This is a genomic window from Lolliginicoccus lacisalsi (assembly GCF_014841105.1).
GTDB classification, from domain to species: domain Bacteria; phylum Actinomycetota; class Actinomycetes; order Mycobacteriales; family Mycobacteriaceae; genus Lolliginicoccus; species Lolliginicoccus lacisalsi.
On record NZ_JACYWE010000009.1, the window covers coordinates 20,196 to 37,092 of the forward strand.

The 16,897-nt window shown below is 70.0% G+C and carries 15 protein-coding genes; 12 read left to right on the forward strand and 3 right to left on the reverse strand.

Annotated features, from left to right (window positions below; genetic code table 11):
- Nucleotides 1-12: 12 nt before the first annotated feature.
- The 7 genes from HT102_RS13710 (at nt 13) to HT102_RS13740 (ending at nt 6,692) form a co-directional block, all read left to right on the forward strand.
- On the forward strand, nt 13-1,218 hold the full coding sequence (locus HT102_RS13710) for a cysteine desulfurase family protein (protein WP_192040008.1): 1,206 nt from the start codon (nt 13-15) through the stop codon (nt 1,216-1,218).
- On the forward strand, nt 1,218-2,354 hold the full coding sequence (gene mnmA, locus HT102_RS13715; RefSeq protein WP_192040009.1) for a tRNA 2-thiouridine(34) synthase MnmA: 1,137 nt from the start codon (nt 1,218-1,220) through the stop codon (nt 2,352-2,354). Before HT102_RS13710 ends, mnmA begins: the two co-directional genes overlap by 1 nt.
- The gene (locus HT102_RS13720; RefSeq protein ID WP_192040010.1) at nt 2,351-2,608 is read left to right on the forward strand and encodes a hypothetical protein; all 258 of its coding nucleotides are present in this window, start codon (nt 2,351-2,353) and stop codon (nt 2,606-2,608) included. The genes mnmA and HT102_RS13720 overlap by 4 nt, the downstream gene beginning before the upstream one ends.
- A 72-nt stretch (nt 2,609-2,680) precedes the next feature.
- Entirely contained in the window at nt 2,681-3,352 is a 672-nt protein-coding gene (locus HT102_RS13725; RefSeq protein WP_192040011.1) for a uroporphyrinogen decarboxylase/cobalamine-independent methonine synthase family protein, read from the forward strand.
- A gap of 209 nt (nt 3,353-3,561) precedes the next feature.
- On the forward strand, nt 3,562-5,649 hold the full coding sequence (ligA, locus tag HT102_RS13730) for an NAD-dependent DNA ligase LigA (RefSeq protein WP_408611366.1): 2,088 nt from the start codon (nt 3,562-3,564) through the stop codon (nt 5,647-5,649).
- On the forward strand, nt 5,646-6,146 hold the full coding sequence (locus tag HT102_RS13735; protein ID WP_192040013.1) for a GNAT family N-acetyltransferase: 501 nt from the start codon (nt 5,646-5,648) through the stop codon (nt 6,144-6,146). Before ligA ends, HT102_RS13735 begins: the two co-directional genes overlap by 4 nt.
- A 42-nt stretch (nt 6,147-6,188) precedes the next feature.
- Entirely contained in the window at nt 6,189-6,692 is a 504-nt protein-coding gene (locus tag HT102_RS13740; RefSeq protein WP_192040014.1) for a GNAT family N-acetyltransferase, read from the forward strand.
- 69 nt (nt 6,693-6,761) lie between these two features.
- On the opposite strand, the gene HT102_RS13745 is transcribed toward HT102_RS13740, so the two are convergent.
- Entirely contained in the window at nt 6,762-7,412 is a 651-nt protein-coding gene (locus tag HT102_RS13745; RefSeq protein ID WP_192040015.1) for an ACT domain-containing protein, read from the reverse strand.
- Nucleotides 7,413-7,835: 423 nt separating this feature from the next.
- On the opposite strand from HT102_RS13745, the gene gatC reads away from it, so the two are divergent.
- The 4 genes from gatC (at nt 7,836) to gatB (ending at nt 12,294) form a co-directional block, all read left to right on the forward strand.
- Complete coding sequence (gene gatC, locus HT102_RS13750; RefSeq protein ID WP_192040016.1) at nt 7,836-8,135, forward strand: Asp-tRNA(Asn)/Glu-tRNA(Gln) amidotransferase subunit GatC; 300 nt, start codon at nt 7,836-7,838, stop codon at nt 8,133-8,135.
- Nucleotides 8,132-9,613, forward strand: a complete 1,482-nt coding sequence (gene gatA / locus HT102_RS13755; RefSeq protein ID WP_192040017.1) for an Asp-tRNA(Asn)/Glu-tRNA(Gln) amidotransferase subunit GatA — start codon at nt 8,132-8,134, stop codon at nt 9,611-9,613. Before gatC ends, gatA begins: the two co-directional genes overlap by 4 nt.
- Nucleotides 9,614-9,653: 40 nt before the next feature.
- The gene (locus tag HT102_RS13760) at nt 9,654-10,685 is read left to right on the forward strand and encodes an ATP-dependent 6-phosphofructokinase (protein WP_192040018.1); all 1,032 of its coding nucleotides are present in this window, start codon (nt 9,654-9,656) and stop codon (nt 10,683-10,685) included.
- A gap of 73 nt (nt 10,686-10,758) precedes the next feature.
- Complete coding sequence (gene gatB / locus HT102_RS13765) at nt 10,759-12,294, forward strand: Asp-tRNA(Asn)/Glu-tRNA(Gln) amidotransferase subunit GatB (RefSeq protein ID WP_225443694.1); 1,536 nt, start codon at nt 10,759-10,761, stop codon at nt 12,292-12,294.
- 268 nt (nt 12,295-12,562) lie between these two features.
- Here the strand turns inward: gatB and HT102_RS13770 are convergent, their stop codons facing one another.
- Nucleotides 12,563-13,702: a PQQ-dependent sugar dehydrogenase gene (locus HT102_RS13770; RefSeq protein WP_192040019.1), complete on the reverse strand. Its 1,140-nt coding sequence runs from the start codon at nt 13,700-13,702 to the stop codon at nt 12,563-12,565.
- Between the two features lie 92 nt (nt 13,703-13,794).
- Here HT102_RS13770 and HT102_RS13775 point away from each other — a divergent pair, with 92 nt between their 5' ends.
- Entirely contained in the window at nt 13,795-14,943 is a 1,149-nt protein-coding gene (locus HT102_RS13775) for a DoxX family membrane protein (RefSeq protein WP_192040020.1), read from the forward strand.
- 64 nt (nt 14,944-15,007) lie between these two features.
- On the opposite strand, the gene ilvD is transcribed toward HT102_RS13775, so the two are convergent.
- On the reverse strand, nt 15,008-16,849 hold the full coding sequence (gene ilvD / locus HT102_RS13780; protein WP_192040021.1) for a dihydroxy-acid dehydratase: 1,842 nt from the start codon (nt 16,847-16,849) through the stop codon (nt 15,008-15,010).
- Nucleotides 16,850-16,897 lie beyond the last annotated feature (48 nt).

Here is a 16,897-nt window from a genome sequence, read left to right on the forward strand (position 1 = left end):
CTGGCAGGTGCCATGAACCATCCCGTGTATCTCGATCATGCCGCTGCCACGCCGATGCGTCCCGCGGCGATCGACGCGATGGCCAAGGGATTCGCCGTCACCGGGAACGCCGCATCGGTGCATCGGTCAGGGCGCGTGGCCCGCCGCTTGGTGGAGGAATCCCGCGAGGCCATCGCCGGGGCCCTCGGTGCCCGCCCATCCGAGGTGATCTTCACCGCTGGCGGCACCGAGAGCGACAACCTCGCGATCAAGGGGTTGTTCTGGGCCCGCCGGGCCGAGGATCCGCGCCGAAGGCGAGTGCTGATCGGCAGCACCGAGCATCATGCGGTCCTCGATGCGGCGCAGTGGCTCGTCGAGCAGCAGGGCGCCGAGATCACCTGGATACCCGTCACGAGCACGGGGATCATCACGCCCGGGGCGCTGCGCGAGGCCATCGGTAATGATGCCTCGAGCGTCGCGCTGATCTCGATCATGTGGGCCAACAACGAGGTTGGCTCGATCAATCCCATGCCCGAGCTCGCCGCGGTCGCCGCGGAAGCTGGCCTGCCGATGCACAGCGATGCGGTGCAGGCCGCGGGCTCGCTGCGCTGCGACTTCGCCGCGAGTGGCCTCGCTGCGCTCACCCTGACCGCCCACAAGCTTGGTGGCCCCCACGGCGCCGGGGCGCTGTTGCTGCGCCGCGACGTGGCCTGCCAGCCACTGCAGCACGGCGGCGGGCACGAGCGCGATGTGCGGTCCGGCACCCCCGATGTCGCGGCCGTCCTGGGCATGGCTGCGACGCTTGAGCAAGTGGCGGACGAGCGGTCGGCCGAGCATGCCCGGCTCGCGGCACTGCGTGACCGGCTGCGAGAGGGCATCATGGGCATCGATCCCACCGCGATCATCAATGGGCCCACCAGCCACGACGCCGCTCTGCCCACCATCCTGAACGCGACATTCCCAGGATGCGAGGGTGATTCGCTGCTCATGCTGATGGACGCGCACGGCGTGGAATGCTCCACCGGCTCCGCCTGCACCGCCGGGGTGGCGCGGGCCAGCCATGTCCTGGTAGCGATGGGCATGGACGCGCGGATCGCGCGCGGCACCTTGCGCTTCTCGCTCGGGCACCCTTCATCGGTGGCCGATGTCGATCGAGCCCTCGAGGTGCTGCCGCAGGCCGTGGAAAGAGCCCGGATGGCAGGGCTTGCCAGCACGGCGACAGCGGAAAGGACGAAGTGATGCGTGTACTCGCGGCAATGAGCGGAGGCGTCGACTCGGCGGTGGCCGCGGCCCGGGCCGTCGCGGCCGGCCATGACGTGGTGGGCGTGCACCTCGCCCTGTCCACCGCGCCGGGCGCGCTACGAACAGGCTCCCGGGGCTGCTGCTCCCGGGAGGACGCGGGCGATGCCCGTCGCGCCGCCGATGTGCTCGGCATCCCGTTCTACGTGTGGGACTTCGCCGAGCGGTTCAAGGAAGACGTCATCGACGACTTCGTCGAGTCCTACGCGGCGGGCGAGACCCCGAACCCGTGCCTGCGCTGCAACGAGCGCATCAAGTTCTCGGCCCTCGCGGAGCGCGCTCTCGCGCTCGGCTTCGACGCCGTGGTCACCGGCCACTACGCCCGCCTCGAGGACGGCGTGCTGAGGCGCGCGGTCGACAACGACAAGGACCAGTCCTACGTGCTGGCCGTGCTCACCGCGCAGCAGCTCGCGCGCGCGATGTTCCCGATCGGTGATACTCCCAAGCCGGAGATCCGCGCGGAGGCGGAGCGCCTTGCTCTTGCTGTGGCGAGCAAGCCCGATAGCCACGACATCTGCTTCATCCCGTCCGGCAACACGCAGGCGTTCCTCGGAGCACGCATCGGCGTGCGGCCGGGCAAGGTCGTCGACGCCGAGACGGGCACCGAGCTCGGTGACCATGATGGGGTGCACGGCTTCACGATCGGGCAGCGCAAGGGACTGGGCCTGCCCGGGCCCGCGCCCGATGGCCGGCCCCGATACGTCACGGCTATCGACCCGGGAACGGCCACCGTCACCGTGGGCGCGGCGGAGTCGCTTGACGTGTGGACGATCGATGCCCGGGGCGCCGTGTGGACCTCCGGGACCACCCCGAGCGGCCCCGTGCGCTGCCAGGTGCAGGTGCGGGCGCACGGTGGCATCGCCACGGCCATTGCCGAGCCGGTCGAGGACGCGGCCGGGGAGCCCGGATTGCGGGTACACCTGCTCGAGCCGCTGACCGGGGTCGCGCGAGGGCAGGCGGCCGTGCTCTACCAGCCCGATGAGCGCGGCGACATCGTGCTCGGCAGCGGCACCATCAGCGCGACGAGCCCGCATCGGCACACCGTGGACGAGGCAGCGCCGGTGGCCAGCCGATGAGCCTGCTCGCGGGCACTGTCACCGGAATGGGGCACTGGCCGGGCACCAGCATGGCCGAGGCGATCACCACCGTTCTCGGCGAGCTCGCGGGCAATGGCGTGCCGTTCCAGCCCACCATGGACGACCGGGGCCCCGGCGCGGATCGCATCGGGCAGACAGCAGCGATGCTGGTCGACATGCCTGTGGAGGCGTCGACAACGGGCTATCGGCTCGCCCATCACCAGGGCATCATCGGCCGCCGCGCCCGGGACTGACTGAATCGCGATACCGACCAGGTCGTCGAGGCCTGGGAAACCAGCGGCGGCTCGCCCACGTGGAAGATCCAGGTGACCGGCCCCGTCACGCTCGGCCGGGAGATCGAGCTGCCCAGCGGGCATGCCGTGCTCGAGGACCGTGGCGCGCTGCGCGATCTCGCGGCCTCCCTCGCCGAGGGCGTCAGCGGGCACGTCTCGCGCCTCGAGCGCTCCCTGGGCTGCAAGATCATCGTGCAGTGGCTCGAGCCCGCCCTCCAGGAGGCCCTCGATGGCAGCAGCCGGCCGGTAAGCATCCTGCAGCCACCCCGGCGCCTGCCGGTCCCCGAAGCGGTCGGACTGTGGTCGGGGTGCGCCGAGATCGGTGCCGACCAGGCCCTGTGGTGCGGTGACACCGTGCCGTGGAACGCGGTGGAGGAAGGGCCGTTCGGCACCCTCGTGCTGGGGCCAGCAGCGACGGGCGCGAGCGGCGGGCCACGGGACCATGCACTGGTCGATGGTCTCGGTCGATGGTTCGACAGGGGGCGCCACGGAGTCCTCGCGGTCGACGGCCGCGACGGTGCGCAGGCCGTGGCTCGCCGCATCCTCGCCCTCGGCCGCGAGGCCGGGCTCAGCGGCGAGCAACTGCTCGAGCGGACCGGAGTGGCGTTCGACGGCGCCGGAGCCGGATCTACTCGGGAGATGATCGCGGGCATCCGCCATGCGCGGGACATCCGCGCGGGTTTCGCCGAGGTCGGCGAGGAATAGAGGCTTCGACGGCGGCTGGCCCGCCCGCTGGCCCGCTCCGGCCGCTGGCCCGCTCCGGCCGCGAGTGTGCGAAATGCGACAGCTCGGGGCTCGAGACCTGTCGCGGATCGCACATGCGCGCGGCGATCGTCGCGACGGGGCGCGGGCCGGGCGCGGGGCGCGGGTCACACCTGAGGATTCCTGACAGTGCTCTGCGCTACTCTGCCCGAGTGGACGATGGCCAGGCACCGGGCAGCGCGCCCGTTCGGGATCAATGGCAGAAGCTGGCGGAGGAAGTGCGCTTCCACCAGTTCCGTTACTACGTCAAGGACGCGCCTGTCGTCAGTGACGGCGAGTTCGACGAGATGTTCCGCGCGTTGCAGGAGCTCGAGGAGAAGCACCCCGAGCTGCGCGCCCCGGACTCGCCGACGCAGCTTGTCGGGGGTGGGTTCTCCACCGAGTTCACGCCCGTCGATCACCTCGAGCGGATGCTCAGCCTCGATAACGTCTTCAACGCTGACGAGCTGCGCGAGTGGGCGTACCGCGTCGAGAGCGAGGTTGGTGGTGGCGTGCACTACCTGTGCGAGCTGAAGATCGACGGCGTGGCGCTGAGCCTGGTCTACGAGAACGGTGCGCTGGTGCGTGCCGCGGCCCGAGGCGATGGTCGTACCGGCGAGGACGTGACGCTCAACGCCCGCACGATCGACGACGTTCCGGAGAAGCTCGCCCCGAGCGAGGAGTTCCCGGTGCCCGCGCTGCTCGAGGTGCGAGGCGAGGTGTATTTCCGGCTCGACGATTTCGCCGCCCTCAACGCGGCTCTCACCGGGGAGGGCAAGCCCCCGTTCGCGAATCCGCGCAACTCGGCCGCGGGGTCCCTGCGCCAGAAGAATCCCGCGATCACCGCGCGGCGCAGGCTGCGCATGCTGTGCCACGGCATCGGCAAGCGCGACGGCTTCGCGCCGGGATCGCAGTCCGAGGCCTACGAGGCGTTGCGCGCCTGGGGGCTGCCCGTGTCCGAGGACACGGTGCGGCTCGCCGACGTTGATTCCGTGGTCGCCCACGTCGCGGACTGGGCGGAACGTCGCCAGAATGTGGATCATGAGGTCGACGGTCTCGTCGTCAAGGTGGACGAGGTCAGCATCCAGCGCCGACTCGGCTCGACCTCCCGCGCGCCGCGCTGGGCCACCGCCTACAAGTATCCGCCGGAGGAGGCCACCACCAAGCTGCTCGATATCCGGGTCAGCGTGGGTCGCACTGGCAGGGTCACGCCCTTCGCGCACATGCAGCCCGTGCTCGTCGCTGGCTCCACGGTTTCCCTGGCCACGCTGCACAATGCCGAGGAGGTCAAGCGCAAGGGCGTCCTCATCGGTGACACAGTGGTCATCCGCAAGGCCGGGGAGGTGATCCCGGAGGTGCTCGGGCCCGTCGTGGACCTGCGCGATGGCAGCGAGCGCGCGTTCGTGATGCCCACGCATTGCCCAGAGTGCGGTGCTCAGCTCGCCCCGTCGAAGGAGGGGGACGTCGATATCCGGTGTCCCAATTCCCGCACCTGCCCGGCGCAGCTCCGCGAGCGGGTGTTCTACATCGGCGGGCGCGGCGCGCTCGACATCGAGGGGCTCGGCTACGAGGCCGCCACCGAGCTGCTCGCGCATGGCGTCATCACCGACGAGGGGGAGCTGTTCACCCTCACCGAGGACGACCTGCTGCGCACGGAGCTGTTCCGCAACAAGAAGGGCGAGCTGACTGCCAACGGCGCGCGGCTGCTCGAGAGCCTGGCGAAAGCGCGATCGCAACCCTTGTGGCGCGTGCTGGTCAGCCTGTCGATCCGGCATGTGGGCCCCACCGCGGCCCGGGCGCTCGCCACCGAGTTCGGCAGCCTCGATGCTATTCGTGCAGCGACCACGGAGGAGCTCGCCGACATCGACGGAGTGGGGCCGACGATCGCGCAGGCCGTGGAGGAGTGGTTCGCGGTCGACTGGCACCGCGAGATCATCGATCGGTGGGCCGCCGCGGGCGTGCGCATGGCCGACGAGCGCGACGCCTCCATCGAGCGCAACCTCGAGGGAATGTCCATCGTCGTCACCGGCGCGCTGCAGCGCTACTCGAGGGACGAGGCGAAGGAAGCGATCGTGGCGCGCGGGGGCAAGGCCGTGGGCTCGGTATCGCGCAAGACCGCATTTGTCGTGGTGGGCGACGCCCCTGGCTCGAAGTACGACAAGGCCGTATCGCTGGGCGTGCCGATCCTCGACGAGGATGGGTTCACCGTCCTGCTCGAGCAGGGCCCCGACGCAGTGGCGCCGATCAATGACGACTCATGAGGCCAGGCACGCAACCGGGGGAGCAGCACCCGCATCTGCTGCGACCGATCGATCCAGGCGACTACGCCCTTGTCTCGGAGATCACCGTGGCCGCGTACGCCCCGTACATCCCCGCGGGCAGCGACTATCTCGACTTGCTCGCTGACGTCGAGGGTCGTGCTGCGGCCGCCGAGACCATCGTTGTCGAGATGGCGGGCTCGGTAGTGGGCGCGATCGTCCTCGCCGATGCGGCCAGTGCTCTCGCGGAGATCGCGCGCGAGGGCGAGCTCGAGTTCCGCATGATTGCCGTGGCCGAGCAGGCACGGGGCAGCGGTGCTGGCACCGCAATGGTCCGGCACGGGATCGCTGAGGCACGACGGCGCGGCTACGAGGCGATCGTGCTTTCCTCGATGCGCGCGATGATCGAGGCCCGGCGCATCTACGCGCGCCACGGGTTCGTCGAGGTGCCCGAGCGCATGCAGTACCGCAGCATCGACGTCTTCCGGCTCGAGCTGTAGCTTCTCCACGATGACGGGAGCGTGGCTGCGGGAGGAAGCTGGATGGTGAACTCGGCTAGTGATCGGCTCAAGCTGGAGAAGCGCGCGCTCGGGCCGGGCGATGCGGCGATCCTCGTCGAAGCCACGCTCATCAACCTCAACTGGAACGAACCGCGGTTCTCTCGAAACGAAGTCCTGGCGAAACCCGAATTCGCCCACTACGCCGCAGTGGCGCCGGAACGGGGTGACTTTGGGATCGTTGCCGTGGAAGGCACCCGTTGGGTCGGTGCGGTGTGGGTGGTGTTCCTGCCGCCGGAGGATCCCGGCTACGGATTCGTGGACCCCCAGATCGGCGAGTTGAGCGTGTGCGTGAAGGAAGCAGCGCGTGGCGCGGGGCTGGGCCGAGAACTCATCACCGATGCCATTGCGATCGCCCGCAATCGAGGACAGCGCGGTCTCAGTTTGAGCGTGGAGGACGGCAACCCAGCACGAAGCTTGTACGAGCGCTTGGGCTTTATGGATGCAGGTGGGGAGGCGCTGCCCGGAACAATGGTGCTGGAGCTATGACACCACAGCGCCCCGGCCTGATATCCGATGTGATGGGAACGATGTGCTCATCGGGTACCAGCGAGCGCCCTACAGCAGGACGGTGCCGATGATGCCGGCGAGATAGCCGAGCCGCGCTACCTCCGAGGGCCGGAAGTCAGGCCCGCCAGGCCGCCCCAGGACCAAGGCCATGTCCTTCTGCCCCAGGGGCGCGGCGGCAAGCGAGGTGGCCATGTCCTTCCAGAGCTGGGGCACCCAGTCAGCTTCGGCATCGAGCATGACGGGCTTGCGCAGCGGCATCCACGGCAACTCGGCCGCGCGGGATTCGGGGGAGCCCGAGCTCGCGGCCACCCGGTAGGCGCCATGAGGGCCGAGCGCCACCACGGTGGCCCAGCCGACGCGCAGCACCCGCGGGGCTCCATCGACGAGCACCTGGATGCGGTCGGTGGACGCGACCGCCACCTGGTCGATCAGCTCGAGCTCCCGGTGGGTGTCGAGCACATCGGCATAGGGCCGGATCGAATCGACCCGCACATCCTCGAGCTGCTCGGCCGCGGTGATCAGCGTGTCAGGCAGCGATCCTGGCGCCATTTCGACCACCAGATCGTCAACGGCAAAGCCCGTGGAGCGCTCCACCACGTCGAGGGAGATGATGTCGGCGCCGACGGAGCCGAGCGCGAGGGCGAGGGAGCCCAGGCTGCCGGGGCGGTCGGGGAGTTGCACCCGCAGCAAATACGACATGAGTCCCCTTTCGCGCCTTGTGTTCACCTGTTCACCATGCCCGCCAGCTCGCTCGGCTGGCATGGCCTGCCTCACACCATCCTCGCACGCCAACCTAACCGCAACATCTGACAAGTCCGCCATCAGCAAACGTGACACGACGTTCACACGGCGCCAAAACGCGGCAATCTGGGCCGGCGACACTGGCTGACATGGCCATCCAGTCCACGCATCCCAGGCTCGCCGCGAGCCCGGCGGCCCCACGCTGTGCGTCACGATCGTGATGGTGTACGCGGTGCTGCCCCGCTGGGCCCGTGGCTCCGCGCGCGGCGCCGGTGACCGTTGCCCCGCCCCGCGCCGGCATGGGCGTGCCGTGCTGATCCGGCTAGGCTAGTCGGGTCCGAACCGTGATCCCACTGGAAAGGGGCCCGTGCAGTGCCTGACATGCCTGCAATCTCCCGCGACGAGGTGGCACACCTCGCGCGGTTGTCCAGGCTCGCGCTGTCCGATGCCGAGCTCGATGAGTTCGCCGGCCAGCTCGATGCGATCCTCGGCCATGTGAAGGCCGTGACCGAGGTCGCCGCCGATGACGTGCCCGCTACCGCTCATCCGGCGGCGACGGCGAATGTCTGGCGGGAGGACGTCATCGAGCCTGGGCTCACCGTTCAGCAGGCGCTCTCGGGCGCGCCCGAGGCCGACGGGGATCGCTTCGCCGTTCCGCAGATCCTCGGGGAGGAGCAGTGAGCGACCTGACGCGGCTGAGTGCCGCTGATCTTGCCTCCCGCATCCATGCCCGCGAGGTCTCGGCGGTGGAGGCCACCGAGGCGCACCTCGAGCAGATCCGCGCGGTCGATGGCACCTACAACGCATTCCTCCACGTCGGTGACGAGGCGGCGCTCGACGCGGCCCGCGATGTCGATGTGGCGCTGGCCAACGGGGAGGCCCCGGCATCCCCGCTCGCGGGCGTGCCCCTTGCCCTCAAGGATGTGTTCGCCACCGCGGACATGCCGACGACCTGTGCCTCGCGGATGCTGGAGGGCTGGGTGCCGCCCTACGACGCGACCGTGACCGCGCGGCTGCGGGCGGCGGGCATCCCGATCCTCGGCAAGACGAACATGGACGAGTTCGCGATGGGATCCTCCACCGAGAACTCCGCCTACGGCCCGACGCTGAACCCGTGGGGCGAGAACCGCATCCCGGGCGGCTCGGGCGGCGGTTCCGCCGCGGCGCTCGCCGCGTTCGAGGCGCCCCTGGCCATCGGCACCGATACGGGAGGCTCGATCCGCCAGCCCGCCGCGATGACCGCCACCGTTGGCGTCAAGCCGACCTATGGCACGGTCTCCCGCTTCGGCCTCGTGGCGTGCGCGTCCTCGCTGGACCAGGGTGGCCCGTGCGGCCGCACGGTGCTCGACACCGCGATGCTGCACGAAGTGATCGCCGGTCATGATCCGCGAGATTCGACGTCCATCGACACCCCCGTGCGTCCTGTGGTGCGAGCCGCCCGCGAGGGCGCGGCGGGCAGCCTGAAGGGCGTGCGCGTCGGGGTGGTCAAGGAGCTGCACTCCGGCTCCTACCAGGATGGCGTGCTGAGCACCTTCGACGCCGCGGTCGAGACGCTCCGCGGGCTCGGCGCCGAGGTCATCGAGGTTTCCTGCCCGCACTTCACCTACGCGCTCGCCGCGTACTACCTGATCCTGCCCAGCGAGGTGTCGTCGAACCTCGCGCGCTTCGATGCGATGCGCTACGGCTTGCGGGTCGACAATGACGGCACCAAGAGCGCCGAGCAGATCATGGCCGAGACGCGAGCCGCGGGCTTCGGCGCGGAGGTCAAGCGCCGCGTCATGATCGGCACCTACGCGTTGTCGGCGGGCTACTACGACGCCTACTACGGGCAGGCACTGAAGGTCCGCACGCTCATCGCGCAGGACTTCGCCAAGGCGTACGAGACCGTTGATGTGCTCGTGGCGCCGACGAGCCCGTTCACGGCGTGGAAGCTTGGCGAGAAGGTCGACGATCCAGTAGCGATGTACCTCTCCGACCTGTGCACCTTGCCGACCAACCTCGCGGGGCACTGCGCGATGTCGCTGCCCGCGGGCCTCGCTCCCGAGGACGGCCTGCCCGTCGGCCTGCAGATCATGGCCCCGGCGCTCGCCGACGAGCGGCTCTACCGGGTCGGTGCGGCGTACGAGGTGGCGCGCGGGGAGCATCCAGCGGCCGTGTGATGTGCCAGCAGCAGGATCCAACAAGACCGGAGGTGAGCCGATGCGCATCGGAGTGCTGACAGGTGGCGGGGATTGCCCGGGCCTCAACGCGGTGATCCGCGCGGTAGTCCGGACCAGCGAGGTCCGCTACGGCTCCACAGTGGTCGGCTTCCGCGACGGCTGGAGGGGACTGCTCGAGGATCGCAAGCAGCGCCTCCGGTTCGATGAGCGCGTGGATCAGATCCTCGACCGCGGCGGCACCATCCTCGGTACCGCGCGGGTGAACCCGACGATCCTGCGGGAGGGCCTGGACACCATCAAGCAGACCCTCGACGACAATGGCATCGACGTGCTCATCCCCATCGGCGGGGAAGGCACCCTGACCGCCGCGCATTGGCTCGCCGAGTCGGGCGTGCCGGGGGTGGGGGTGCCCAAGACGATCGACAACGACATCGCCTGCACCGACTACACGTTCGGCTTCAACACTGCCCTCGCGATCGCCACCGAGGCGATCGATCGGCTGCACACCACGGCGGAGTCCCACCAGCGGGTCATGCTGGTGGAAGTGATGGGGCGCCACGCGGGCTGGATCGCGCTGCACGCCGGGCTCGCTGGTGGTGCCCACCTCACGATCATCCCGGAGCAGCCGTTCGATGTCGATGAGGTGTGCCGCATGGTCAAGAGCCGTTTCCAGCGCGGTGACAGCCATTTCATCTGCGTCGTCGCGGAGGGCGCGGCCCCGATGCCGGAGTCGATGACGCTGCGCGAGGGCGGCTTCGACGAGTTCGGCCACAAGCGCTTCACGGGCGTGGCCCAGCAGCTCGGTGCCGAGATCGAGAAGCGCATCGGCAAGGACGTGCGCACCACGGTGCTCGGCCACGTCCAGCGCGGCGGCACCCCCACCGCCTATGACCGTGTACTCGCGACCAGGTTCGGCATCCACGCCGCCGATGCCGCCCACGCGGGCGAGCACGGGAAGATGGTGGCGCTCGACGGTACCGACGTCACGCTCGTGGCGCTCGCCGATGCGGTCGATCACCTCAAGACCGTTCCCCAGGATCGATACGACGAGGCCGCGGCGTTTTTCGGCTGACCCCCCATGGCAAGATCATTCGCCCGGCCCGGATCGACCGGAGCGGGCCCGACAACGAATAGACTGACGAGACATGACTTCGAGCACCCCGATGGACACTGGATTGGACGCACGCGCGGTGGACCCTCTCGCCTATGACGATGTGATCGAGCGAGTCGACCCCGTGCTGGGCATGGAGGTGCACGTCGAGCTGCACACCGAGACGAAGATGTTCTGCCCGTGCCCGACCGCCTTCGGCGCAGCGCCGAACACGCAGGTGTGCGCGGTGTGCCTCGGGCTTCCGGGAGCGCTGCCGGTGGTCAACCGAAAGGCCGTCGAGTCGGCGATCCGCATCGGCCTCGCGCTGAACTGCTCCATCGCCTCGTGGTGCCAGTTCGCGCGGAAGAACTACTTCTACCCCGATCAGCCCAAGAACTACCAGATCTCGCAATACGAGGAGCCCATCGCGTTCGACGGCCACCTCGATGTGGTGCTCGATGACGGCGAGGTGTTCCGGGTGGACATCGAGCGGGCGCACATGGAGGAGGACACCGGCAAGCTCACCCACGTGGGCGGAGCCACCGGTCGCATCGAGGGCGCTACCCATTCGCTGATCGACTACAACCGGGCGGGAGTGCCGCTGATCGAGATCGTCAGCAAGCCCATCGAGGGCGCTGGCGCGCGGGCGCCGGAAGTCGCGCGTGCCTATGTCTCCGCGCTGCGGGAGCTGCTGCGCGCGCTCGACGTTTCGGACGTGCGCATGGACCAGGGCTCGCTGCGATGTGATGCGAACGTCTCGCTGCGCCCGCACGGGCAGCAGGAGTTCGGTACCCGCACCGAGACGAAGAACGTCAACTCGCTCAAGAGCGTCGAGGTCGCGGTGCGCTACGAGATGCGCCGCCAGGCCGCCGTCCTCGAGGCCGGGGGCGAGATCAATATGGAGACCCGCCACTTCCAGGAATCCGACGGCACCACCAGCCCGGGCCGCAAGAAGGAGACCGCCGACGACTACCGGTACTTCCCGGACCCCGACCTGCAGCCCATCGAGCCCGCCGCGGAATGGATCGAGCAACTGCGCGGCACCCTGCCGGAGCTGCCGTGGGTCCGCCGGGCCCGGATCCAGCAGGAGTGGGGCGTCTCCGACGAGGTGATGCGCGACATCGTCAACGCGGGCGCCGTGGAGCTCATCACCGCCACCGTGGATGCCGGCGCCTCCGCGGAGGCCGCGCGCTCCTGGTGGGTGTCCTACCTGACGCAGAAGGCCAACACTGCGGGCGTCGCCCTCGATGGTCTTGCTATCACCCCGGCACAGGTCGCGGGCGTCGTCGCGCTCGTCGCGGACGGCAAGCTGAACAACAAGCTCGCCCGCGAGGTCGTCGATGGCGTGCTGGCCGGAGAGGGCGAGCCCGAGGCAGTGATGGTCGCGCATGGGCTGGAGATCGTGCGCGACGACTCGGTGCTCGACAAGGCCGTCGAGGAAGCGCTGGCCGCGAACCCGGGCATCGTGGACAAGATCAAGGGCGGCAAGATGCAGGCCGCGGGCGCGATCGTGGGCGCTGTCATGAAGGCCACCAAGGGCCAAGCAGATCCCGCGCGGGTGCGCGAGCTGATCCTCGAGAAGTGCCAGTAGGGGCTCGGGGCTAGGGGCTCGGGAGGCGCTGGTGGCTCAAACGCCGCCCGCCACCAAACGCGGCGCGCCACCAAACGCCGCCCCCCACCAAACGCCGCCCGCCACCAAACGCCGCCCGCCACCAAACGCGATAGAAGCCGCTAAACGCGATAGAAAATTCACGGCATCTCGGGCGGTTTCTATCGCGTTTACGGCCCCGGCGGCGGCCCCAACCGCGGCCGCGGCCGCCCCGGCCCCAACCCCAGCAGCCCTGCCGAGGCGCCCGCTGCTAGTCGGGCCCGACACCGCCGCCGCTGCCGGAGGGGATGAGCACGACGCGATCGTCGGTCTCCACGGGCTCGCCGATGTCCTTGTTGATCGTGCCGGACCAGATCTCGCCCGCGAGACCGACGGCGGCGCCGTGCAGCTTGCCGAACCGCCCTTCCGCGGCCCGCACCGGATCGCCACTGATCAGGCCAGTGTCCTCATCGCGGGTGAGGAACGCGACGGCTTCGGTGTCGGTGAGCACGACGGCGATATCGGTGCCGACGACCGCGCATTCGCTCGCGCCCTCGCTGCCCTGCCAGGACCATAGGGGCCGCAGGCTGCCATCACCGAGCACCTCGAGGAGCTGATCACCGCCCGGGGTGCGCTCGGTCAGGTAGATGGTGCCGGTGCCGGGATCGGGGCAGATGCCGCCGGTCCCGCGCGCCCCGGCGGCGACGATCTCCGGTGGGATCGACGAGTTGGGATTCAGCGAGCCGAGGCGCAGCACCTTGCCGCCGAGCGAGGCGGGGTTGGTCGCGCTCGCTGGGTTCCCGCCATCGGCGGTGCGGACGAGCAGCGAGCCGTCGGGGGCGAACGCCAGTGCCCCGGCGTTTCCCGAAGCGCCCCGGGGCAGGCCGGTGAGCAGGGGCTTGGCAACATCTCCGGGGGCGATGCGCACGACGCGGTTGTCGGAGGGCGTGGTGATCAGCGCGTAGAGGAGGCGGTCCTCGCCGAAGGCGGGGGAGAGCGCGATGTCGAGCAGGCCGCCGCCACCGCTCGCCTCGACATCGATGCGGAGGAACTCCACGGGATCGAGATCGGGCGCGACCTCCATGATGCGACCGGTAGCTCGTTCCGCCGCGAGCGCGGCCTCCCCGGATGGCAGGACCGCGATCCCGGTCACGGGCTCGAGGCAGGTAGCGATGACGGCGGGATCAGGATCGTCGCAGGGGCCTAGCTCCTCGTTGGCCTCGTCATCGCGGGGCTCCTCGGTGGGCTCGGCGGGCCGGATGTGCGCGAATCCGCCGTCGGTGGGCTCGGGCTCGAACGGCGTGGTTGCCCGCTCGTCGAAGCGGGCGCAGCCTGCTGCTAGCACGGTGGAGGCGAGGAGCGTCGCGACGACGATTGCCCGCGGGCGCCGCCGCGAACTCGATTCAGCCATGTCCACCAACGTAACCCAAAACACGAGGCGACCGCGTGGCGCGCCCGGGCGCCTACCGCCCTTTCAGCGCCGGATCGACCTACTCTGGGAGAATGAGCGACAAGCGCGACGACGCGGAAGCGTCCTCCCCCAACGATTCCTGGGGCGCTGCACCCAGCGCCAGCGATTCCGGAAAGGATGGCTCGGGCACCGCGCCGAGCCCCTTCGATCATGCCACCGAGGAGATCGCGGTGGGCCGTCCGCCACGAGAGGAGTCCGCGGCCGAGCAGACCTCGGCGATGCGGCTCGGCGATTCCGACGACGAGGACGCCGGCACTCCTGGATTTGCTTGGTCGCGCACTCCTGAGCCGGAGACTGGCACGCCTGCCAATCCCTATAGCCAGCACGTGACGCGCGGCCGCCCGCCCCGGGCGACCGCGGCGTCGGGACAGGGTGAGGATCCGGCTACCGAGGAGCAGGCCCGCCCCGAGCCCGTCGAGTCCGCGCCGACCGAGCAGATCCCGATCAACCGGGATCCGGAGCCGGAGCAGGCGTACAGCAGCTCGCAGACAGTGATCCTCAAGCGGCCGGGGAACATGGACGACACGACGCCGGGCCTCGCGCCGCGCTCGGCGGAGTACCACGAGCCGCAGCCGGTGGCGTATGACGAGCCCGCGGCTCAGGCGATGGCCTACGGGGGCTACCAGGAGGCCGATCGCGGGGCCGTGATGGTCCCGCCGACGGCGGTTGAACCGCGCCGCGGAACGCTGGACCTCGGGCTGCTCATGCTGCGCCTGCTGATCGGTGGCGCGCTGATCGCCGATGGCGTGCGGCACCTGCTGGGCGAGGGCGGCGGCCTCGGCCTGGATGCCGTGGAGTCGTTGTTCGCCACTGCGGGCTATGACTACGCGAGCATCGTGGCGATCAGCGTGCTGAGCGCCCAGATCGGCGGTGGCGCGCTGATCGTGCTGGGGCTCGCGACCCCGTTCGGCGCGGCGGTGGCGCTCGCGGCGATGATCAACGTCTGGGCGGCGAACCAGGGAGCGCGCGCTGCGCTCGACGGCATCGGCACCCCGGCGCTCGAGCTCGCGACGATCCTCGGCGTGGGGGCGGCGGGCCTGGTGCTGACGGGGCCTGGGCGGATGAGCCTGGAGCGCAACGCCAAGTGGGCTGTGCGGCCGAGGTGGGGCGCGAGCGTGCTGCTCGTGCTCGGCATCATAGGTGGCATCGCGGCCTGGGTGGTGCTCACCGGCAAGGTGTAGCGGCCGGCAACGGCGGCGGGGCGGGAAGCTGGATGCTTCCCGCCCCGTTGTCGTCGAGCCGTGGCTACTTGACCTCGCGCACCGCGCCCCGGTCAGCGGAGGTGGCCAGCGCGGCGTAGGCGCGCAGCGCCATGGTGACGGGCCGCTGCCGCTCCTTGGGCTGCCACGGACGCTCGGCGGCCTCCATCTTGGCGCGGCGGGCAGCGAGCTCCTCGTCATCGATGAGCAGCTCGAGGGCCCGGGTGGCGACGTCGATGAGGATCTGGTCCCCGTCCTCGACGAGCCCGCTCGTGCCGCCGGCCGCGGCCTCGGGGGAGATGTGGCCCACCGAGATTCCGGAGGTGCCGCCGGAGAACCGTCCGTCGGTGATCAGCGCGCACTTCGCCCCGAGGCCCGCGCCCTTGAGGAATGCCGTCGGGTGCAGCATCTCCTGCATGCCGGGGCCTCCGGCCGGGCCCTCGTAGCGGACGACGATGATCTCGCCGGGCTGCACGACGCGCTGCAGGATGATCGAGACGGCCTCCTCCTGGCTCTCGACCACGCGGGCGGGGCCCTGGAAGCGCCAGAGGGATTCGTCGATCCCTGCCGTCTTGATGACCGCGCCGCGGGGGGCGAGGTTGCCGCGCAGCACCGCGAGGCCACCGTCCTTGGTGTAGGCGTGCGCGATGTCGCGGATGCAGCCGCCCGCGGCATCGGTGTCCAGGGAGGACCAGCGGTTGGAGGTGGAGAACGGCTCGGTGGTGCGGACGCCCCCGGGCGCGGCGTGGAACAGCTCCACGGCCTGCTCGGTGGCGGTGCCGGAGCGGATGTCCCACTCGTCGAGCCAGGCGCCGAGGCTCGGGGCGTGCACGCTCGGGATGGTGTCGTCGATGAGCCCGCCGCGGCGCAGCTCGCCGAGGATCGCGGGGATTCCGCCGGCCCGGTGCACGTCCTCCATGTGGTAGTCGGAGTTGGGGGAGACCTTGGCCAGGCACGGGACCTGTCGGCTCGTGGCGTCGATGTCCTCGAGGGCGAAGGGCACCTCGCCCTCCTCGGCGGCGGCGAGGATGTGCAGGACGGTATTGGTCGATCCGCCCATTGCCACGTCGAGGGCCATGGCATTGCGGAACGCGGTGGGGGTGGCGATGCTGCGGGGCAGCACGGATTCGTCGCCATCGCGGTAGTAGCGGGTCGCAGCCTCGACGATCACGGTCCCGGCCCGCTCGAACAGCGCGCGGCGCGCGGAGTGCGTGGCGAGGATGGAGCCATTGCCGGGCAGGGCGAGGCCCAGCGCCTCGGTGAGGCAGTTCATCGAGTTGGCGGTGAACATGCCGGAGCAGGAGCCGCAGGTGGGGCAGGCGGAGCGCTCGATCTCGTCGAGCCCTTCCTCGGCGATGGCGCTGTTGGCGCTCGCGGAGATGGCAGTGACGAGGTCGGTGGGCGCGTGGGCGATGCCGTCGACGACGACCGCCTTTCCGGCTTCCATGGGGCCGCCGGAGACGAACACTGTGGGGATGTTCAGCCGCATCGCGGCGTTGAGCATGCCGGGGGTGATCTTGTCGCAGTTCGAGATGCACACGAGGGCATCGGCGGTGTGCGCGTTGACCATGTACTCGACGGAGTCGGCGATGATCTCCCGGCTAGGCAGGGAGTAGAGCATGCCGCCGTGGCCCATGGCGATGCCGTCATCGACGGCGATGGTGTGGAACTCGCGGGCGACTCCGCCGGCCTCCCGGACGGCCTCGGCAACGATCTCGCCGAGGTTCTTCAGGTGCACGTGGCCGGGGACGCACTGGGTGTAGGAGTTCGCGATGGCGATGATGGGCTTGCCGAAGTCGGAATCGGTCATGCCGGTGGCGCGCCACAGGGCGCGGGCCCCGGCGGCGTTGCGGCCGACGGTCGTGGTGCGTGATCTCAAGGGTGGCATCGGTTGGTCCTTGGCTGGAGTTCGCGGGCTGGAGGATCGTGGGCTGGA

What these genes read in the sequence shown, in the direction of transcription:
- HT102_RS13710 (WP_192040008.1), top strand. Translation starts at nt 13, where the DNA reads ATGAACCATCCCGTGTATCTCGATCATGCCGCTGCCACGCCGATGCGT.
- mnmA (WP_192040009.1), top strand. Translation starts at nt 1,218, where the DNA reads ATGCGTGTACTCGCGGCAATGAGCGGAGGCGTCGACTCGGCGGTGGCC.
- HT102_RS13720 (WP_192040010.1), top strand. Translation starts at nt 2,351, where the DNA reads ATGAGCCTGCTCGCGGGCACTGTCACCGGAATGGGGCACTGGCCGGGC.
- HT102_RS13735 (WP_192040013.1), top strand. Translation starts at nt 5,646, where the DNA reads ATGAGGCCAGGCACGCAACCGGGGGAGCAGCACCCGCATCTGCTGCGA.
- HT102_RS13740 (WP_192040014.1), top strand. Translation starts at nt 6,189, where the DNA reads ATGGTGAACTCGGCTAGTGATCGGCTCAAGCTGGAGAAGCGCGCGCTC.
- HT102_RS13745 (WP_192040015.1), bottom strand. Translation starts at nt 7,412, where the DNA reads ATGTCGTATTTGCTGCGGGTGCAACTCCCCGACCGCCCCGGCAGCCTG.
- gatC (WP_192040016.1), top strand. Translation starts at nt 7,836, where the DNA reads ATGCCTGCAATCTCCCGCGACGAGGTGGCACACCTCGCGCGGTTGTCC.
- HT102_RS13760 (WP_192040018.1), top strand. Translation starts at nt 9,654, where the DNA reads ATGCGCATCGGAGTGCTGACAGGTGGCGGGGATTGCCCGGGCCTCAAC.
- gatB (WP_225443694.1), top strand. Translation starts at nt 10,759, where the DNA reads ATGACTTCGAGCACCCCGATGGACACTGGATTGGACGCACGCGCGGTG.
- HT102_RS13770 (WP_192040019.1), bottom strand. Translation starts at nt 13,702, where the DNA reads ATGGCTGAATCGAGTTCGCGGCGGCGCCCGCGGGCAATCGTCGTCGCG.
- HT102_RS13775 (WP_192040020.1), top strand. Translation starts at nt 13,795, where the DNA reads ATGAGCGACAAGCGCGACGACGCGGAAGCGTCCTCCCCCAACGATTCC.
- ilvD (WP_192040021.1), bottom strand. Translation starts at nt 16,849, where the DNA reads ATGCCACCCTTGAGATCACGCACCACGACCGTCGGCCGCAACGCCGCC.